Consider the following 18176-nt stretch of genomic DNA (forward strand, 5'->3'; position numbering starts at 1 on the left):
GCGCTGCTATCGCATATCCGCGCCCGGTGCCCCATATAGAGGCGATGAATTCGAGCAGACAGGAGCCCAACCTCATGCGTATTCGTTTCCTCGCGCTGATCGCCGCGCTGAGCCTTATTTCGGTGCTGCCCGCCCAAGCGCAGCAAATCTCGCTCGGCGCGCTGTCGAACTACCTCAACCAGCTGACCAGCGCCGAAGGCAGCTTCACCCAGATCAACGCCGACGGCACCATCTCGACCGGCACGATCTACCTGCGCCGCCCAGGCAAGGTGCGCTTTGAATACAACCCGCCCGAACAGGCGCTCGTCATGGCGAACAACGCCACCGTGGTCGTGTTCGACAAGAAGCTGGGCGGGGAGCCTGAAACGTATCCGCTGAACCGCACGCCGCTGGGGCTGATCCTTGCTCGGAATGTCGATCTGACCCGCGCCAACATGGTCACGCAACATGGATACGACGGCACCGCCACCACCGTGACGGCGCAGGATCCCGCGCATCCCGAATATGGCAGCATCCAGTTGAAATTCACCGGCAATCCCATCGAACTGCGCCAATGGATCATCACCGATGACAGCGGCGCTCAGACGACGGTGATCCTTGGCGAGTTGCAGCGCAAGCAACTGGCGAGCCGGCTTTTCAATATCGAGATGGAGCGGCGCGCGCTGCGCTGAGCATTTTCAGAGCCGCGTCACCTTGTCCAGTTCGTCGTAGGAGGTGACGTTGCTGAGCATCAGCGATACCGGGCGCAGCCTTCCGATCCGCGAACAGGCGATGGTCGTCACGATCAGAACGGGGGTGGACAAAAGCGCCCCCAAGAGCCCCCAGACCCAGCCAAAGACCAGCAGCCCCACGAAAATCACCACAGGTGAGATCGACACCTCGTGCCCCTGCACGCGAGGATCGACATAGTTGCCGATCACCTGCTCGATCACCGTCAACCCCGCGGCCACGATGATCGCGGTGCCGAAATCCTTGGTCAGCAGCGCATAGATCGTCGGCAGGATTCCGGCGACGATCGAGCCGAGATTGGGAATGAAGTTGAGCAGGAAGGTCAGCGCGCCCCAGACAAAGATCAGCCCGACGCCGAACGGCCAGAGCCACAGCATGTAGAGCACTGCCGTCACCGCACCCAGCGCGGCGCGCACGGCCACGAAACGCAGCACGTCGCGGCTCATCACGGCGACGGCGTCGCCGGTTTCATCCGCCGCGCCGGTGCCGAAAACGGATGCAATCCGTGCCCGCCATCGCGGCGCGTCGATCAGAACGAGCAACGCGAGAAAGATCGCGACGACCAGCCCGCTCAGCGTCGCCGCCGCGTATTCAATCCCCGTCAGCGCGATGCCAGAGGCGAATTCCGCCATGCGGGTCGCGATCTGGCTGACCGCCTGATTGGCATTGCTGAACATGCGCTCCAGCGCCCGCACGCTGTCCCCCGCCGATGGGTCGCTGCCCGGATCGAGCCCCGGCAACATTTCCGCGGCGGATGAGAATTCTGCCGCAATTCTTTGCGCGGCAAAGAAGAGGCAGGCCGCGAACACGAGGAGCACCACCAGGATGAGCAGGAATGCCGAGACATGGCCGATCCAGCGATGCCCGGTTTTCGCTATCGTCCAGCGATGAAACGGCGCAACGAGAATCGCAAGGAACAGCGCCGAAAGAATGAGCGCGCTGACCGTCGCGGTCGCATGCAGCGCCCAGCCGATCAGGATCACGAGAGCGGCAATCTGCAGCCCGATCAGCACACGCGGCGCGGAGCGCGGTGCAGGGTTGGCATGGGGGAAGGGGCGTCGATGATCCATCATGCGGCTCCGGCGGTTGCTGCGTTCCCTTCGTCAACCAGTGACGCAATGAGATGTTCCGCACGGTGCCGTCGCACGGCGCGCTGGAACATTCCGCCCGGCGGCCTGTTTCTGGCCTCGTGATCGGAAGACGCCTTCCGACATTTTCGCCACTCACCAACGCAACAGATGGAGAGAGAGATGACAACGATGACACGGAAATTGCTGTCGGCCACCGCCGCGCTTGCGCTTTTCGCCGTGCCGGCAAGCGCACAGATGTTCGGCGACGCCTACGGAACCGATCTCGACTACAACAATTTCGAGGCCGGCTTCAACGAAACCGGGCGATACGAGGCGCTCGACAGGAACGACGATACGTTCCTCGACCGCAGCGAATACTCGACCGGGCTATATGCCGACTACGATCGCGACAATGACCGCATGATCTCCGAAGAAGAATGGGACATGGGGAACGAGCGCTATCTCGGCTCGAATTACAATGCCGTCTACAGCGACTATGATCTCGATGAGGGCGGATTTCTCGATCAGGAGGAGTTCGGCGGCTTCTACGAATCCGAATACACGCCCTATTATGACGGTCTCGATACCGACGGCGACGAAATGCTCTCGCAGTCCGAGTATAATCGCGGGGTCTATGATGCCGCCGATCTCGATTCCGACGAAGTGATCAGCATCGAGGAAGAAGGCTGGTTCGAAGGCTGGTTCGATGGCGATGACATCGAAGCCGAGATCGAAGAGGTCGGCGACGTCTACTGACGCGCCGTAATGCGTCGACGCATCATGCTGTTTGCGTCGACGCAAACAGGCGGTTTGATATTCTTATCAAATCGTTAATGGGTCAGAAGCGGTGACCTGATGTTTCGCGCGCGAAACATTGGGGCCGGTTCGGACCTATCTGATATTGGGGCAACTGGCCAGTTGCACCTGATACATCGCCGCCCGCGCTGCAACCTCGTCGGAGACCCGAAGCAGCCAAGCCTTACGGTTGTAGCTGCCGCGCGAGAATCCGGTGCGCCCTTCGTGATAGGCGAGATATTGATTGCGCGCATCATAAGGTGAAATGCCCAACCGCTGCGTCGACTCCGCCATATACCAGGCCATGAAATCGGACGCATCGCGGATATTGTTTCGCCGCGCGCGGAACCGCCCCTGCGCGTCCTTGTATTCGTCCCACGTTCCGTTGAGCGCCTGGCTATAGCCATAGGCCGAGCTTTGCCGCCCCATCGGGATCACCCCGAGCGCATAGCGAAAGGGCGTCCGGGCGTCCGATTTGAACTTGCTCTCCTGATACATCGAGGCCATCTGGACATGCACCGGCACGCCCCATTTCCGCTCCGCCGCGCGAAACGCGCGGTGATAGCCGGGTCGCTGTTTCAGGATCGAACAGGCGTTATCGAGGTTGCGTGGCGCCGATGTGCCGCCGCCGCCCCCGCAGGAAGCGGCCAGTAAAACGATCACCAAAGCGCGAAAGAGTCTGCTCATCTGCCTCTCGCTAATTTTATGTGAGGGCTGTTTCTGCGCCCTTCTGCTTGGCCTTAGTGTAACGTAAACGCGATGAGGTGGAAATCACATTTCCCGAAAGTGGCACCTGCTCGCCAATCCCAGCCGCTGGTTTAACGCGACTACACAGTTTGTTTCCCTGAAACGCCAATCGGAAAATGGACAATTCGGCAGAAATCGGGCAGATATGTGGCAACGGACAGGACTCATGATCAGACAACGCGCAAAATACAATATCGGGCAGGTGGTTCGGCACCGCAAACACCCCTTCCGGGGCGTTGTGTTCGATGTGGACCCGGAATTCAACAATACCGAGGAATGGTATGATGCCATTCCCGAGGAAAGCCGCCCGAAGAAGCACCAGCCATTCTATCACCTTCTCGCGGAGAACGAGCAGAGCTTCTACGTCGCCTATGTCTCCGAACAGAACCTGATCGCCGATTATTCCGGCGAGCCGGTCGAACATCCCGACGTGCCCGATCTTTTCGGCGCGTTCGAGGATGGCAGCTACGAGCTGCATTTCCAGTATAACTAGTCTCTCTCTTCGTTTGCCACGGTGATAACCAGTTCAGGGCTCCTCCTCGGGAGCCCTTTTTACATGCCTGGCAGTAGCGCTGCGAAACGGTCGATCTCATCGCGCGGGAGCGACCAGTCACAGACGAGCCGGCCGGTCAGGGGTGCATCCTGCCCGCCCTTCGGATCGCCCGACACGTGATAGACCGCGCCGCTGCGCTGCAAATGCCGATGCAAACTTGCGGGAGCTTCGAAGAAGACGATGTTCGCCGCCGCGTCATTGACAAGGCGCAGGCCGGCAGCCTCTGCCATCCGCTCGCGCAGATACGCCGCATTCCCGTTCGCCGCGCGGGCAAGATCGCGCCAAAGATCGTTCCGCAAATACGCAGCCATCTGGGCCGAGAGATACCGGTGCTTCGAGAAGAGATGTCCGCCTCGCTTTCGGCGAAGCTCGAATTCCCATGCGCGCGCCGGATCGAATATCATCACGGCCTCCGCGCCCATCAGCCCGTTCTTTGTGCCGCCGAACACGGCAACATCGATCCCGGCCTTCCACGTCATCTCCGCCGGTGTCGCACCCAGCGCAATCAGCGCATTGGCCAGCCGCGCGCCATCGAGATGAACCGGGAGGTCATAGCCCTTGGCCAGATCGCAAAGCGCGCGAAGATCGTCCGGATCGTAGAGATTTCCGCGCTCCGTGACCTGAGTGACCGACAGCGCGCCGCGCTGGGGGCCATGCACGCCGCGATTTCCCTCGCCCTCGATGGCGGCGCGGAGCGCATCGGGCGTCATCCGGTCGCCGCCCTCCACCAGCGTCAGCTTCGCGCCGCCGGTATAGAATTCGGGCGCGTTGCATTCATCCTCGTGAATATGCGCGCAAGGCGTGCAGAACACAGTGTCAAAGGGCTGCACCAGGGTCGCCAGCGCCAGCGAATTCGCCGATGTGCCCGTCGCCACAAGGTATACGGCGGCCTCCGGCGCTTCGAAGAGATCGCGGAGGCGCGAGCGCACCTCGTCCATCAGCGGATCGGCTCCGTAGCTTGGCGCATAGCCGTTGTTCGCCTCGGCAAGCACATCCATGACGGCTTGCGGCACCGGGCCGCCATTGTCGGAGGCGAAGAACATCAGGTCGGCTCCTCGATGATATGCTCCTCCCAGTCGTCCTCGTCGATCTCGAACTCGGGAACGGTCGCGTTTCGCATCGAAACGCCTGCCTCGTGAACCGTCTCGGGCGTGCCGGAGATCAACGGGTGCCAGTCGTAAAGCGGCTTGCCCTCCCAAAGCAGACGATAGGCGCAGGTACGGGGCATCCAATAGGCGTGCTCGTCGATGTTAGAGGGTTTCAGCACGATACACTCCGGCACGAACTGGTGCCTGATCTCGTATTGCGCGCAGCGGCAAGAGCCGTCATCGAAAAGTCGGCAGGCGACACGGGTAAGCGCGACCTCGCCGGTCTCCTCGTCTTCCAGCTTGTTCAGGCAGCATTTGCCGCACCCGTCGCAAAGCGCCTCCCATTCGGGCGGCGACATCTCGTGCAGCGCCTTGCGCTCCCAGAAACGCGGGGTCAGCCCCGTTCGATCGATCGGATCACGGCTCATTGGTTGTCCAGGATGGTGCGCGCGCGCATGCAGTCCTTGTGCATTTGATCGACCAGTGCCGACACGCTCTCGAACTTGATCTCGGGGCGGAGAAAATCAACCAGCGCGACAGAAACGGTCGCGCCATAAAGATCGCCGCTGAAATCGAAGATGTAGGTTTCCAGATTGGCGCGGTTCTCGCCGAACATGGGCCGAACGCCGATGGAGGCGGCCCCCTGATAGGAGCCGGCATGGGGGCCGTCCAGAATGTCGATCAATACGGCGTAAACGCCGAACTTCGGCGGGTGCAGCCCGTCGATCGACATGTTGGCTGTCGGATAGCCCAGCTTGCGGCCGCGCTGTTCGCCGCTGATGACCTGCCCTTCGATCCGGTGCCAATGGCCGAGCATTTCAGCGGCCAGATGGGGTTGGCCGTCGGTGAGAGCCTGCCGGATCGCGGTCGAGGACACGTTGCCCGAGGGGGACTGGACGAGATCGGCGATGGTGACGCCGAATCCCATCTTGTCGCCGAAGGACGCCAGGTCGCTTGCGTCCCCGGCCCGATCCTTGCCGAAACAGAAATCCGCGCCGACGACGACATGGCTGAGGCCAAGCCCGTCGGCGATCACCTGTTCGGCAAACGCCTGCGGCGTAAGGCTCGCGAGCTGCGTGTAAAACTTCAGCTCGTAGAGGATATCGACGCCGAGCTTTTCGAGCCGCGTGGCGCGTGCCTTGGCGTTCATCAGGCGAAAGGGCGGGGCGTTTGGGGCGAAATACTCGCGCGGATGCGGCTCGAAGGTGAGCACACCGAGCGGAGCATCGGGCGCGGCTTTGCGGGCAAGCTCGATCACCGCGCGATGGCCGAAATGCACGCCGTCGAAATTGCCGATGGCGGCGGTCGCGCCGCGATCCCCGGCCGAGACGTATTGATAATCCCGCACGATCTTCATGGCGCAGCACTAGCTGGCCGCTCGGTGCAGTTCAATCCCCCGGTCCAAGAGCGATTTTTCATCGATGAAAAATCGAGGATGCGTCGACGCATCCTCGCGCTTTGCCGGTCAGTCGAACTTGCGTGACGGAGCGAGCACCTTGGCCTCGCCGATCAACACTTTCTTGCCATCGACAGCGCAATGACAATCCAGCGTCACGCGGCGTTTGGCAACATCGATATCGACAACCTTTACCTCCGCATGGACCATGTCGCCGGGGCGGACGGGAGCGAGGAATTTCAGGGATTGGCCGAGATAGACGGTGCCATGGCCCGGAAGCTGCTCTCCGATCACCGCCGAAATCAGACCGGCGGTCAGCATCCCATGCGCGATGCGCCCCTCGAAGATGGTGTCCTGCGCATAGTCGTCATCGAGATGCACCGGGTTTCGATCCGTCGAGATCTGGGCGAACATCTCGATGTCCTGATCGGTGACCTGCTTTCGCAGATGCCGGGTCATGCCCATCTCGATATCCTCGATACAGATCGTTCCGCGTGGAAGATTGTCCAACATCCTACACCCCATTCCCGGCGCTTCGGTAACAAATATGCCGGCCATAAGGCCGTTCTGGCAAGTTTATTACTTTGCAGGTGCAGAAAATCAAGCAAAACTTGGGTCAGCGAAGCTGTCCTATCGTGTAGGTCGGCGAGGCTTGCTCCTTGGTCAGGTAGGCGTCGAGCGCATCCGGCTCCGGTTGATGCGCCGTTTTCGTTTCGGCCCTGGCCAGCCCGCCAGAGATGAACAGCGAGTCGATATCCTCGCCCATCGCGCCGGCGATATCGGTATGGATTCCGTCGCCAATGGCGAGCATGCGCGCCGGATCGGTATCCTTGCCCATCGCGGCCAGCCGCCGCCGCGCCAGATCGTAGATCGGGGGATGCGGTTTTCCGAAATAGAGGCTCTCGCCGCCCATCTCGGTATAAAGCGCGGCCAGCGCACCGGCGCACCATTCGCGCCTCTCGCCGCGATCCACGATGATATCCGGGTTGGCGCAGAGCAGTTTCAGCCCCTTTTGTTTTGCATAGAGAAACTGCGGCCGGTTCACCGCCGGATCGGCGTGCGGATCGAACGGACCGCAGCAGACGATGCCCTCGGCCTCTTCGAGTTCGACACGCTGGATATCGACAGGATCCTCGATGAGTTTCATCGGCTCGAAGAAGGCGAGATCGCCCTCCTGGCCCATGAACCAGACCTTTTCGCCGACCGCGCCGCGGAACATGGCCGCGCGGGCGCTGTCTCCGCTGGTGGCAATGAGATCATAGGCGTCCTCCGGCACGCCGAAAAGACCGAGCTGTTTGGCCACCCCATGCCGCGCGCGCGGCGAGTTGGTCAGTAAAACGACCGTTCCGCCGCCGCGCCGAAACCCCTTGAGCGCGGCGACCGCGTCGTCATGGGCGCGCACGCCATCATGCACACAGCCCCACAGATCGACCAGCAGCACATCGTATCGGTCTGCGATATCGGCGAGGGAAGAGATGATCCGGGTCATTTTGGGCCTCTGGTGTGGTTTCCTGCAGGACACATGAAAAAGGGGGCGCCGTCCAGCGCCCCCGGAATTTCCGTCTTGGCCGCATCAGACCTTTAGCGCCGGGATGATCTGCTTCTTGCGGCTGACGATGCCGGGCAGCAGGACCGTGTCGCCGGCGCTTTTGGCGCCAAAGCTCTTTTCGGCCACCGTCTTGACGAAATCGTTCGGCAGCAGCAGTGTCGCCTCCTCGTTCAGGATATCGACGATGAAGAGCAGGACTTGATCCACCCCATCCTCGCGCGCGACCTCGGGCATGGCGGCGATCAGGCTGTCCTTGCGCGCAAGAACCGTATCGGGCGATGTGGTTTCGAGCACTGACACCCGGAACGTCGTCTCTCCCAGTTCGAATTCCTTGCTGTCCATGCGCAGCAACTCGGCTTCGGAGAAGGCCGACACGTCGGATTTCGCGGCGAACATCTGCGCTGCGTAGTCGGGGATCGACACGCCCAGATCCTCGGCCAGCGCATGCGCGATGGCGCGGTCCTCCTGCGTCGTGGTGGGGGAGCGGAATTCGAGCGTGTCGGACAGAATGCAGGAGAGCATCGCGCCCTTGATGCCGCGGGGCGCCTGCGCCATGTCGTCGCCGATCAGCTTATACATGATCGTTGCAGTGCAGGCGACCGGCTCGATGCGAATGTCGAGCGGACTGCGTGTTTCCAGACCGCCCACGAGGCGGTGATGATCGATGATGGCGCGAATGTCGGCGCTGTTGATCGCTGGCGGCAGTTCGGCGGGGTTGTTGGTATCGACGATCACGACGGGCTGATCCGCCTCGACATCGGAGATGATCTGCGGCTTGTCGAGCGCCCAGTGATCGAGCACGAAGGCGGCTTCGGTGTTCGGCTCGCCCAGAAGCGCGGGTTTGGCATCCTCGCCCTTGATCTGGTTGAGATACCACGCCCAGATGATCGGGCTGCCGGTGCTGTCTGTGTCGGGGGAGGTGTGTCCGAAAACAAGGGTCGTCATAGGTTTGTCGTTCCTGCCAAATGCCAATCGCGCGCCTTATAGGGCGCGCGATGCGGCTTGTCACCCGCCCGCGAGGGCGCGGTCAGTTCGAGACCTGTTCACGCAGGATTGAGCCGGTGAGCGAGATCAGCAGGTAGATGCCCGAGAAGATCAGGAAGGTCAGCAGCGTGTTCTCGAAGGCGCGCGGATAACTGGGATCCTGAGATGGCAGGGGGTAGACCGAGGTGGTCAGATAGCGCGCCTGGCTGTCGGCATCGCGGCGGGCCTGTTCGAGCCGTTCGAGCGCGGCGGCGAGCATCATGTCGCGCGTCGCCAGATCGGCCTCGGCCAGCTGGATTTGCACCGATGTTTCGGCCAGCGATCCTTCGCCCTCGCTTTCCTCTGTCAGTTCGGCGCCGATCTGCGCCTTGAGCGCCTCGAGGCGGCGAATGTCGGCCTCCACCCCTTCGACGCGGCTGCGATTGGGGCGGGCGTTGTCCATCAGGGCCTGAAGCTGCAGGTTCTTTTCCTGAAGCTGCGTTTCGACATTTTCGATGCGGGCCTGCAATGCCGCGATGCGCGCGCGCGGGTCGAGCACGGTGCTTTGCTGTTGCAGGCGCACCAGCTTTTCCTGCGCCTCGCGGCGTGCGGCTTCTGCCTCCTCCAGCCCGACCCTGGCATCCTTCACGGCGTTCTCGCGCTTGCGGGCTGACAGGTTGTCCACGCGTTCCTCGGCATAGCCGATGAGCGCCTGCGAGAAATCGGTGGCGACCTGCGGATCGGCGGCGGCGACTTCCATGCGGATCACGCCTTCGGTCGGATCGTAGCCGATCTGGACGTATTTTTTGTAAATCTTGAACATTTCCTCGGAGGTTGCATCGGCATCGAGCCGCCGCAGCGGATCGATATCGTCCTGCGAGAAATGCGCCTTGAACCCGACATCGGAATCGAGCCTGAGCATCGCATCTTTCGAGGTGAGGTAGCTTTGAACGGCGATGGCGTCCTGATTGGTGGCGAATTGCGTGCCGGAAAGCAGCCCGCCCATGCCTCCGCCGCTGGTTTCGGCCTTGAGGATGAGGAATTCGGATTTCGTTGCATACATCGGTGTTGCGAGGGTGAAGAAATACCATCCCGCAATCACCGTTGGCAGAAAGACGAAGGCCGCGAGCCGGGCGAACAGCATCCGAAGGCGCAGGTTCCGCCGGCGGGCCATGTCCTGCTGGATCGCCATGATCTCCTGCGCGCGGCGTTCGGACGGGCTGCGGTTGTCGGTCGCGGGCAGGTTGGAGGTTGCCGGCTTGACCGTCTGGGGCAGTTGCGGCTGCCGCGCCAGCGGCTCCTCGGGGGCGGCTGGCGGCTTTTTCGCCGGCACCATCAGGTCGAGCGCGTTTTCGCGCTGGAACGGGTCGATCCCCTTGAGCCGCAGCATGTAGACCGCTTCGAAATCGGTGTTCGGGGTCAGCCCGTGCTTGTGCGCGATGCGCCGTGCCATGCGCAATTGCCGGCCGGTCAGCCCTTCCTTGCGGATCGCCTCGATCGCCTGTTCGACGCCGCCATCGACCGGACGGCTCACGCGTTCCGGCGTCGGGCGCGCTGCGGCGGGCGGCTGGCCGGCGGCGGGCTGGGCCGCGCCGGGGCTGCGCCGGATGCGGAAGCGTTTAGCCTTGGGTTTCGTAGTCATAGAGCTGTTTCGCTTCTTCCAGGGTATCGAACATATGCAGCTGACCGTCCATCAGGACGGCGGCCTTGCTGGCGAATCGCGCGAGGGTTTCGGGCTGGTGAGAGACGATCACCATCGTCGTCGTGCGCAGGCGTTCGGCCAGGATATCGCCGGCCTTGCGGTTGAAATTGACGTCCGTGTAGGTCGGCATCCCCTCATCGACGAGGTAGATATCGAAATCCAGCGCGAGCATCAGCGCGAAGGTGAACCGCGCGCGCATGCCCGAGGAATAGGTGCCGAGCGGCTGATCGAAATATTCCCCCAGATCGCACAGCCAGCGGCAATACGCCTCCACATAGTCGGGATCGAGCCCGTAGAGCCGGGCGATGAAGCGCGAGTTTTCCATCGCGGTATGCTTGGTCACGACGCCGCCCATGAAGCCGAGGGGAAAGGAGACCCGGCTTGTCTTGCGAATCTCGCCCTCGTCGGGTTTTTCCAGCCCCGCCATCATCTTGATAAGGGTCGTCTTGCCAGTGCCGTTCGGCGCGAGGATGCCGAGCGATTGACCCGGTTCCACGCGAAAGGAGGCCCGGTCGAGGATCACCTTTCGGTGCGAGCCGGTCCAGAATGATTTGCTGACATTGTCGAATTCCAGCATGTCGCCCCTTTATCTCCGTACAGGCATCGCACGGGATTGTTTCCAAAGGGTTTAGATTTTGATTTTGACTGGATTGTGACCAATCCGTAGCAAATTCCGGATACTGTTGATGGATCAGTGCCGGATCGTTTGCCTGACTTGCCGGTGAATTGACAGATCGGCGGCGTAATACTCCTCAAGCCGCCCCCGAAGGTCGTATGGCAGGTAACTGTTCAGATCGAGCGTCGGCGCATTGTCCAGATCGCCGGGCAGCAGATCGGCCGCGATGGAAAGGTGCTCGCGCTCTGCACTGCGCGAGGCGTTGATGTGCGGCAGTGTGATTTCCGATCCGATATGCGCGCCCAGATCCTCCGCCAGACGGTCGAGCGCGCGGACGTCGTAGATATGAGTGAAGGGAATATGGCCCATGTAGAAGACCTGTGGCTGCCAGTGACTGTTCAGGGTCTGCGGCTCTTCGGACAGGATGTATTCCGCGAATTCGCGGAATGTGATGCCGTGCGCGTAATCCTCTTCGTTCAGTTCAGGCTTGCCGAAAATGGCGCACAGCACCTCATCTATGGTCTGGCGCTGGTTCTCGCGCGTGCGATTGACGACGAATTTCTCGACATAGGCACTGACCAGACGATCAAGCGGGTGGCGAAAGATCACGAACCGCATCCAGCCATCGCCCGTCAGTGCCGCCCGGATTTCTTCGTCGGAACGGTCCTTGAACTGCAGCCCGGTGTTGCGGCTATCGAGGATGTGATGGATGCCCTCGTCCTTGTCATCGGTCAGACCGCCCAACTCGGCGACCAGCCGCTTGGTCGAAGAACAGGCGTTCTTGGCCACCGGCTGATAAATCAGCTTCAACGTATCGACGATCATTGCCTGACTGGTCGGAGAGCGCTTGCGCGATACCGACAATGGGCAATGCCCCTCACGTTTTCGGCGGGTCAGCCGGGGTTTGACGGGTTGAGGGCCGGCGGGCGTGTTGGGCTCGGCCATCTGCGCCGAAGGGGCAAAGGAGCGGCGCAGTCTGACCAAGAGAGAATTTCCCATCGACCGTCCTTTCGCCAAACGCCTGCTTTTTCAGGCATGCGCCGTAACTACCGCAATTCGATCCGTTTGAGAAGAATCCGCCAGTCCGATTGCGATTACAGGCCGGAGAAGGCCGAATGGCGTGTGAAAAACCGCCGAAATGCGCACAAAGCGACACAATGTCGTTTTTAGCGCTAACGAGGACGGTTTGCGGTGCCTGAACGGCGGCGGCATGGAAATACTCGGCCTCCTATGTCGCTGCTTGCAAAACTTCAGCAACCTTGTTGCATTATGTATCGCAAAGCGGTTTAGTCACGACATAAAAGAACGCGGAAACAATCCGCGGCCATAAACAGGGAGGGCATTTTTGCCAGACTCGTCACACAATGACGCGTTCGTTGAATTTGAACGGGTGCAAAAAAGCTATGACGGCGTGCAGCTCGTCGTCAAAGATTTGAACCTCACCATGCCCAAGGGCGAATTTCTGACGATGCTCGGGCCGTCTGGATCGGGCAAGACGACCTGCCTGATGATGCTCGCCGGGTTCGAAACGGCGACGCATGGCGACATCCGCCTCGATGGCCGGCCGATCAACAACATCCCGCCGCACAAGCGCGGCATCGGCATGGTGTTCCAGAACTACGCGCTGTTTCCGCATATGACGATTGCCGAAAATCTCAGCTTCCCGCTGGAGGTGCGCAAGATCGGCAAATCCGACCGCGAGGCGAAGGTGCGCCGCGCGCTCGACATGGTGGAGATGGGCGATTTCGGCGGCCGCCGCCCGGCGCAGCTTTCGGGCGGTCAGCAGCAGCGTATCGCGCTGGCGCGCGCGTTGGTGTTCGAGCCGGAGCTGGTGCTGATGGATGAGCCGCTCGGCGCGCTCGACAAGCAGTTGCGCGAGAAGATGCAGTTCGAGATCACGCATCTGGCGCACCGTCTGGGCATCACCGTGGTCTACGTGACGCACGACCAGACCGAAGCGTTGACGATGTCGGACCGCGTCGCGGTGTTCGATGACGGCCGTATCCAGCAGCTTGCCCCGCCCGATGAGCTTTACGAGGCGCCGCAAAACAGCTTCGTCGCGCAGTTCATCGGCGAGAACAACACGCTCGAAGGCACCGTGCGCGAGATCGGCGGCAATCGCTGTCTGGTCGAGCTGGATGACGGCGAATTGATTGACGCCTTGCCGGTCAACGTGTCCAAACCGGGCGAGCGCACTCGTGTTTCGATCCGGCCCGAAAGGGTCGAGTTCGACAAGAGCCGCCTGCAGGAAGGCGTGCATACGCTCAAGGCGGAAGTGCTGGAATTCATTTACATGGGCGACATTTTCCGCACGCGGCTCAGCGTGGCGGGGAACGATGATTTCGTCATCAAGACGCGCAACGCCCCCGATCAGGTGCGGCTCGAACCGGGCGCGCAGATCGAGATCGGCTGGCTGCCCGAGGATTGCCGCGCGCTCGACGCGGGCTAGCGGCGCGGCGCCAGTGGGAGGCCGGCGCCTTCAGTCAGATGCGGAATGTTCGATCCGGCGCACCGCATCCTTCGACATAACCGGATTGCAAAGGGAGACCACGAATGAAACTGTCTACAACTCTACTGGCGACGAGCGCCCTGACCGCTGCTGCCGTTGCGGCACACGCGCAGGACATGGCCGATGACATGACGCTCGTCAGCTGGGGCGGCGCGTATCAGGAAAGCCAGAACAAGGCCTATCTTCAGCCCTATCTCGAAGAGCATCCCGAGGTCAGCGCGTCCTGGGATGAAAGCTCTGCCGAGGCTGTGGCCAAGCTGCGTGCGATGAACGAGGCGGGCAACATCACCTGGGATCTGGTCGATGTCGTGGCCTCCGACGCGCTGCGCCTGTGCGACGAAGGTCTGGCGATGGAGCTGGATTTCAACGAGGTTCTGGCCGAGGGCGATGACGGCTCGACGCCCGAAGAAGATTTCGGCGACCTGCTGATCAATGACTGTTTCGTGCCGCAGATCGTCTATTCGACCACCTTCGGCTACCGCACCGACATGGTGGGCGACACCCCGCCATCCTCCGTGTGCGATGTGTTCGATCTGGAAACCTATCCGGGCAAGCGCGCGCTGCAGAAGCGGCCGATCGACAACATGGAATGGGCGCTCTACTGCGACGGCGTCGAGAAGGACGAGATCTACGACGTTCTGGGCACCGACGAGGGTGTCGATCGCGCACTCGCCAAGCTCGACACGATCAAGGATCAGGTCGTCTGGTGGACCGCCGGCGCGGAAACGCCGCAGCTTCTCGCCGATGGCGAGGTCGTCATGGGCTCGACCTTCAACGGTCGCCTCTTCTCGGCCATCGCGGAGCAGGATCAGCCGATCGATATGCTCTGGGACATGCAGTCCTTCGATCTCGACGGCTGGATCATCCCCGAAGGTCTGCCGGAAGATCGTCTGGCGCGGGTGCTGGATTTCCTGAAATTCGCCACCGATACGCAGCGTCTTGCCGATCAGGCGAAGTACATCTCCTACGGTCCGGCGCGCAATTCCTCCGCGCCGCTGGTCGGCCAGCATGCCGAGCTCGGTATCGACATGGCACCGCATATGCCGACCGATCCGGCCAATGCGACGAATGTTCACCTCTATGACTACGAATGGTGGGCTGACAACCGCGATGATCTGGACGCCAAGTTCCAGTCCTGGCTCGCGCAATAATCTCGCCGGGGCGGGGCAACCCGCCCTGCGCTGGGGCAGGCCGACGGCCTGTCCCGTTTCCCGAAGGGACGGAAATTAATGCCCAAAGGCTATATCATCGGTCATATCACCGTGAACGATCCCGAGGCCTACCGGGAATATGTGGAGCGTGATACGCCGATCCTCGAAGGCCATGGCGGGCGGTTCATCGTGCGCGGCGGAGCGTCCGAAACAGTCGAGGGGCAATCGGAGCGGCGACATGTCGTGATCGAGTTCGACGATTTCGAAGCCGCGAAGCGGGCCTATCACGACCCGGCCTATCAGGAAGTCGCCGAGATTCGCCGCCGCACCGCCACCAGCACGATCATTCTAGTCGAAGGCACCTGACGACATGAGCCATCCAGCGACCGATCCCGACAAGATCATCGGAACGACGCCAGACAATGCGCTGCGCAATGCCGATCGGGCCGATGCCCGAGCCGACGGGCCGGTGCTCGCCGCCGATGGCACGCCGCTCAAGCGGTCCCTGGCCCGTGCGCTTCGGGCGCAGAAGCTGCGTGCGCTGGCGCTGATCGCGCCGCTTCTCATCTTCGTTCTCGTCAGCTTCATTGCGCCCATCGGCGATATGCTTTTCCGCTCGGTCGAGAACCAGATCGTCAAGGACACGCTGCCGCGCACGGTTGTCGCGCTGCGCGACTATGATGCGGCCTCCACCGAATTGCCGCGCGACGAGGTGTTCGAAGCGGCCTATTACGATATTTTCTATGCAGCCGAGCGCAAGATCCACACACGGCTCGGCTCGCGCCTGAATTACGAGATGTCGGGCGCATCCTCGCTTTTCCGCAAATCCGGGCGCGGGCTCGACGATGTCGGAGAGCTTTATCAGGATCAGTTCGAGGCTTTGAATGAGGGCTGGGACGAGGCCGGCCCCTGGGTCGAGATCATGGCCGATCCCGAATGGGTGACCGAGCAGGCGGCATGGGACGCCGCGCCGGAAGGCCGGATGCCGCGCTTCGAGCTGCGTGAGGGGATCGCCGAAATCCTGCCGCGCACCAGCGAGGCTTACGAGACCTTCGCCCGGTTCACCCAAGTCGAAGAGGGCGACAGCCCGCTCGAGGAAGAGCCGTGGTCGGCCGTTCACACGGCGCTTTACCAGGATCTCTCGGCCACCGACCTTTCCGGCTATTCCGGCCCGCGCGCCGACATGCTGCAGGCGGCTGACGCTCTCGTGGAGAGTGACGGTTTCGAAACCGTCGCCTTCCGCGATGCCTTTGCTGAGGTCGATGAGGACTGGGTGGAGCCCGAGATATGGCAGACCATCAAGATGTATAGCCCCGCCTACACGTCGGGATATTTCCTCAACTCCATCGACATGCAGAAAACGGCGGACGGTCCGGCGCTGCGCGATGCGGATGAGCGCATCTACGGGCTGCTCTTCTGGCGCACGCTGTTCATGAGCCTCGTCATCACGTTCAGCTGCATCCTTCTGGGGTATCCCATCGCCTATCTTCTGTCGAACCTGCCCTCGGGCAAGGCGAACCTGCTGATGATCCTCGTCCTTCTGCCCTTCTGGACCTCGCTTCTGGTGCGCACGAGCGCGTGGAAGGTGATGTTGCAGCAGCAAGGGGTGATAAACGACGTGCTCGTCTGGCTCGGCATGGTGTCGGATGACGGGCGGCTGGTGATGATCAACAACCAGTTCGGCACCATCGTCGCGATGACGCATATCCTGCTGCCCTTCATGATCCTGCCGATGTTCTCGGTCATGTCGACCATTCCGGTCTCCTATACCCGCGCCGCGAAATCGCTTGGCGCGACCAACTGGACGGCCTTCTGGCGGGTCTATTTCCCGCAATCGGTGCCGGGGATCGGCGCTGGCTCGATCCTCGTGTTCATCCTATCGATCGGCTATTACATCACGCCCGAGATTGTCGGCGGCACCTCCGGCATCTTCATCTCGAACCGGATCGCCTATCACATCTCCAGCTCGCTCAACTGGGGTCTGGCGGCGGCGCTCGGCTCGATCCTGCTGGTGGTCGTGCTGATCCTCTACTGGGCCTATGACCGGATCGTGGGCATCGACAACGTGAAACTGGGGGGCTGATCCATGTCCGAAGCGATACTCACGCCGATCGAGAAAAAGCCCATCGGTTTCACCGTCGGAGTTCTGGCCGCGGCCGGCGCTGTCGCCGGGCTGTTCATCGGCACGGCGCAAGGCTCGGGCCTCGTCGGGATCGTCGCTGGTGCAGTGCTGATGGCCGTGCTGGCCTTCGTCGCGCTCGAGGTGCTGGGCCCAGGAATGGAAAAACCGTTGCGCTGGGGTGTGATCGCGCTTTTCGCGGTGGCGGGGCTTTTGCTGGGGTCGGTGCCGGGGCTCATCCTCGGCGCACTCTTCGGCTGGTTCTTCGGCTGGTTCGCCTATTGGATCGGCATGGGGCGATACCGCGCGCATCTGGTGCCCTACCTGACCGGCGGGCAGGTGCTCTGGCACTACAGTTTCCGCGTCATCTGCGGCGCGATCTTCATCTTCCTGATCACGCCGATCCTCGTGGTGATGCCGCTGTCCTTCAACGCCGAGAACTTCTTCACCTTCACGCCGGGGATGCTGCGCTTCGATCCCGAGGCCTATTCACTCAAGCATTACCGGGATTTCCTGACCAACCCGGAATGGACCAACGCGGTCAAGAATTCGCTGATGGTTGCCCCGGTGGCGACGCTGATCTCGGTCGGGCTCGGCACGCTGGCCGCCATCGGCCTGAGCCAGAGCCACGTGCCGGGGAAGCGCGCGATCATGGCGATTCTGATCTCGCCGATGATCGTGCCGCTGATCATTTCGGCGACAGGGATGTATTTCTTCTACTCCAAGATCGGCATCGTCGGCACATATTGGGGCATCGTGCTGGCCCATGCGGTGCTCGGGATTCCCTTCGTCATCATCACCGTCACGGCAACGTTGGTGGGTTTCGACAGGTCGCTGACCCGCGCTGCGGCGAATATGGGTGCCGATCCGATCCGCACGTTCTTCAAGGTGCAGATGCCGCTGATCCTGCCTGGAGTGATCTCGGGGGGTCTTTTCGCTTTCATCACCTCCTTCGATGAGGTCGTCGTGGTGCTGTTCATCGGCTCGGCGGAATTGCAAACCTTGCCGTGGCAGATGTTCACCGGCCTGCGCGAGCAGATTTCGCCGACGATTCTGGCGGCGGCGACGATCCTTGTCGGCATTTCCATCTGCCTGCTGACCACGGTGGAGATGTTGCGGCGGCGCTCCGAACGGCTCAGGGGGATGTCGCCGAGTTAGGACGCAAGCGTTTTCGAAAACGCTTGCAAGA

Annotated in this window: 19 protein-coding genes; 8 read left to right on the forward strand and 11 right to left on the reverse strand. The window is 61.7% G+C overall.

Annotated elements, in window-relative coordinates:
• The first annotated feature begins 74 nt into the window (after positions 1 to 74).
• Positions 75 to 671 carry a LolA family protein gene (locus tag M3465_RS06835; RefSeq protein WP_249500991.1) on the forward strand — a complete coding sequence of 199 codons (597 nt, stop codon included), beginning with the start codon at positions 75 to 77 and terminating at the stop codon, positions 669 to 671.
• Positions 672 to 677: 6 nt separating this feature from the next.
• Here M3465_RS06835 and M3465_RS06840 read toward each other — a convergent pair whose 3' ends face one another.
• Complete coding sequence (locus tag M3465_RS06840; protein ID WP_249500992.1) at positions 678 to 1799, reverse strand: AI-2E family transporter; 1122 nt, start codon at positions 1797 to 1799, stop codon at positions 678 to 680.
• A 180-nt stretch (positions 1800 to 1979) separates the two neighbouring features.
• On the opposite strand from M3465_RS06840, the gene M3465_RS06845 reads away from it, so the two are divergent.
• On the forward strand, positions 1980 to 2555 hold the full coding sequence (locus M3465_RS06845; protein WP_249500993.1) for a hypothetical protein: 576 nt from the start codon (positions 1980 to 1982) through the stop codon (positions 2553 to 2555).
• Positions 2556 to 2690: 135 nt separating this feature from the next.
• Here the strand turns inward: M3465_RS06845 and M3465_RS06850 are convergent, their stop codons facing one another.
• Complete coding sequence (locus M3465_RS06850) at positions 2691 to 3281, reverse strand: transglycosylase SLT domain-containing protein (protein ID WP_249500994.1); 591 nt, start codon at positions 3279 to 3281, stop codon at positions 2691 to 2693.
• 226 nt (positions 3282 to 3507) lie between these two features.
• Here M3465_RS06850 and hspQ point away from each other — a divergent pair, with 226 nt between their 5' ends.
• Entirely contained in the window at positions 3508 to 3834 is a 327-nt protein-coding gene (gene hspQ, locus M3465_RS06855; protein WP_249500995.1) for a heat shock protein HspQ, read from the forward strand.
• Between the two features lie 59 nt (positions 3835 to 3893).
• Here the strand turns inward: hspQ and M3465_RS06860 are convergent, their stop codons facing one another.
• The 9 genes from M3465_RS06860 to M3465_RS06900 all read right to left on the reverse strand — a co-directional run bounded on the left by M3465_RS06860 (position 3894) and on the right by M3465_RS06900 (position 12207).
• Positions 3894 to 4937, reverse strand: a complete 1044-nt coding sequence (locus tag M3465_RS06860; RefSeq protein ID WP_249500996.1) for a threonine aldolase family protein — start codon at positions 4935 to 4937, stop codon at positions 3894 to 3896.
• Positions 4937 to 5410 carry a YcgN family cysteine cluster protein gene (locus M3465_RS06865; RefSeq protein ID WP_249500997.1) on the reverse strand — a complete coding sequence of 158 codons (474 nt, stop codon included), beginning with the start codon at positions 5408 to 5410 and terminating at the stop codon, positions 4937 to 4939. The genes M3465_RS06860 and M3465_RS06865 overlap by 1 nt, the downstream gene beginning before the upstream one ends.
• Positions 5407 to 6339 carry a bifunctional riboflavin kinase/FAD synthetase gene (locus M3465_RS06870; RefSeq protein WP_249500998.1) on the reverse strand — a complete coding sequence of 311 codons (933 nt, stop codon included), beginning with the start codon at positions 6337 to 6339 and terminating at the stop codon, positions 5407 to 5409. The genes M3465_RS06865 and M3465_RS06870 overlap by 4 nt, the downstream gene beginning before the upstream one ends.
• A gap of 108 nt (positions 6340 to 6447) precedes the next feature.
• Entirely contained in the window at positions 6448 to 6891 is a 444-nt protein-coding gene (locus tag M3465_RS06875) for a MaoC family dehydratase (protein WP_249500999.1), read from the reverse strand.
• 103 nt (positions 6892 to 6994) lie between these two features.
• Entirely contained in the window at positions 6995 to 7867 is an 873-nt protein-coding gene (locus M3465_RS06880; RefSeq protein ID WP_249501000.1) for a TIGR01459 family HAD-type hydrolase, read from the reverse strand.
• 84 nt (positions 7868 to 7951) lie between these two features.
• Complete coding sequence (locus M3465_RS06885) at positions 7952 to 8872, reverse strand: manganese-dependent inorganic pyrophosphatase (protein ID WP_249501001.1); 921 nt, start codon at positions 8870 to 8872, stop codon at positions 7952 to 7954.
• An 82-nt stretch (positions 8873 to 8954) separates the two neighbouring features.
• Positions 8955 to 10532 (reverse strand): KpsE/RkpR family capsule polysaccharide export protein, encoded by a 1578-nt coding sequence (locus M3465_RS06890; RefSeq protein ID WP_249501002.1) that lies wholly within the window; start codon positions 10530 to 10532, stop codon positions 8955 to 8957.
• Positions 10510 to 11169 carry an ABC transporter ATP-binding protein gene (locus M3465_RS06895; RefSeq protein WP_249501003.1) on the reverse strand — a complete coding sequence of 220 codons (660 nt, stop codon included), beginning with the start codon at positions 11167 to 11169 and terminating at the stop codon, positions 10510 to 10512. The genes M3465_RS06890 and M3465_RS06895 overlap by 23 nt, the downstream gene beginning before the upstream one ends.
• 114 nt (positions 11170 to 11283) lie before the next feature.
• Positions 11284 to 12207, reverse strand: coding sequence for a sulfotransferase family 2 domain-containing protein (locus M3465_RS06900; protein ID WP_249501004.1), 924 nt, complete (start codon positions 12205 to 12207; stop codon positions 11284 to 11286).
• Positions 12208 to 12553: 346 nt separating this feature from the next.
• On the opposite strand from M3465_RS06900, the gene M3465_RS06905 reads away from it, so the two are divergent.
• From M3465_RS06905 to M3465_RS06925, 5 genes are all read left to right on the forward strand, one after another.
• Positions 12554 to 13657 carry an ABC transporter ATP-binding protein gene (locus tag M3465_RS06905; RefSeq protein ID WP_249501005.1) on the forward strand — a complete coding sequence of 368 codons (1104 nt, stop codon included), beginning with the start codon at positions 12554 to 12556 and terminating at the stop codon, positions 13655 to 13657.
• Positions 13658 to 13761: 104 nt separating this feature from the next.
• Positions 13762 to 14868, forward strand: coding sequence for an extracellular solute-binding protein (locus M3465_RS06910; protein WP_249501006.1), 1107 nt, complete (start codon positions 13762 to 13764; stop codon positions 14866 to 14868).
• Between the two features lie 78 nt (positions 14869 to 14946).
• Positions 14947 to 15234, forward strand: coding sequence for a DUF1330 domain-containing protein (locus M3465_RS06915; RefSeq protein WP_249501007.1), 288 nt, complete (start codon positions 14947 to 14949; stop codon positions 15232 to 15234).
• Positions 15235 to 15238: 4 nt separating this feature from the next.
• A complete protein-coding gene (locus M3465_RS06920; protein ID WP_249501008.1) occupies positions 15239 to 16951 on the forward strand; it encodes an ABC transporter permease in 1713 nt (570 codons plus the stop codon).
• 3 nt (positions 16952 to 16954) lie between these two features.
• Positions 16955 to 18145: an ABC transporter permease gene (locus M3465_RS06925; protein WP_249501009.1), complete on the forward strand. Its 1191-nt coding sequence runs from the start codon at positions 16955 to 16957 to the stop codon at positions 18143 to 18145.
• The last annotated feature ends 31 nt before the right edge of the window (positions 18146 to 18176 follow it).

The organism is Marivita sp. GX14005, from assembly GCF_023370775.1.
Classification (GTDB): Bacteria; Pseudomonadota; Alphaproteobacteria; order Rhodobacterales; family Rhodobacteraceae; genus Marivita.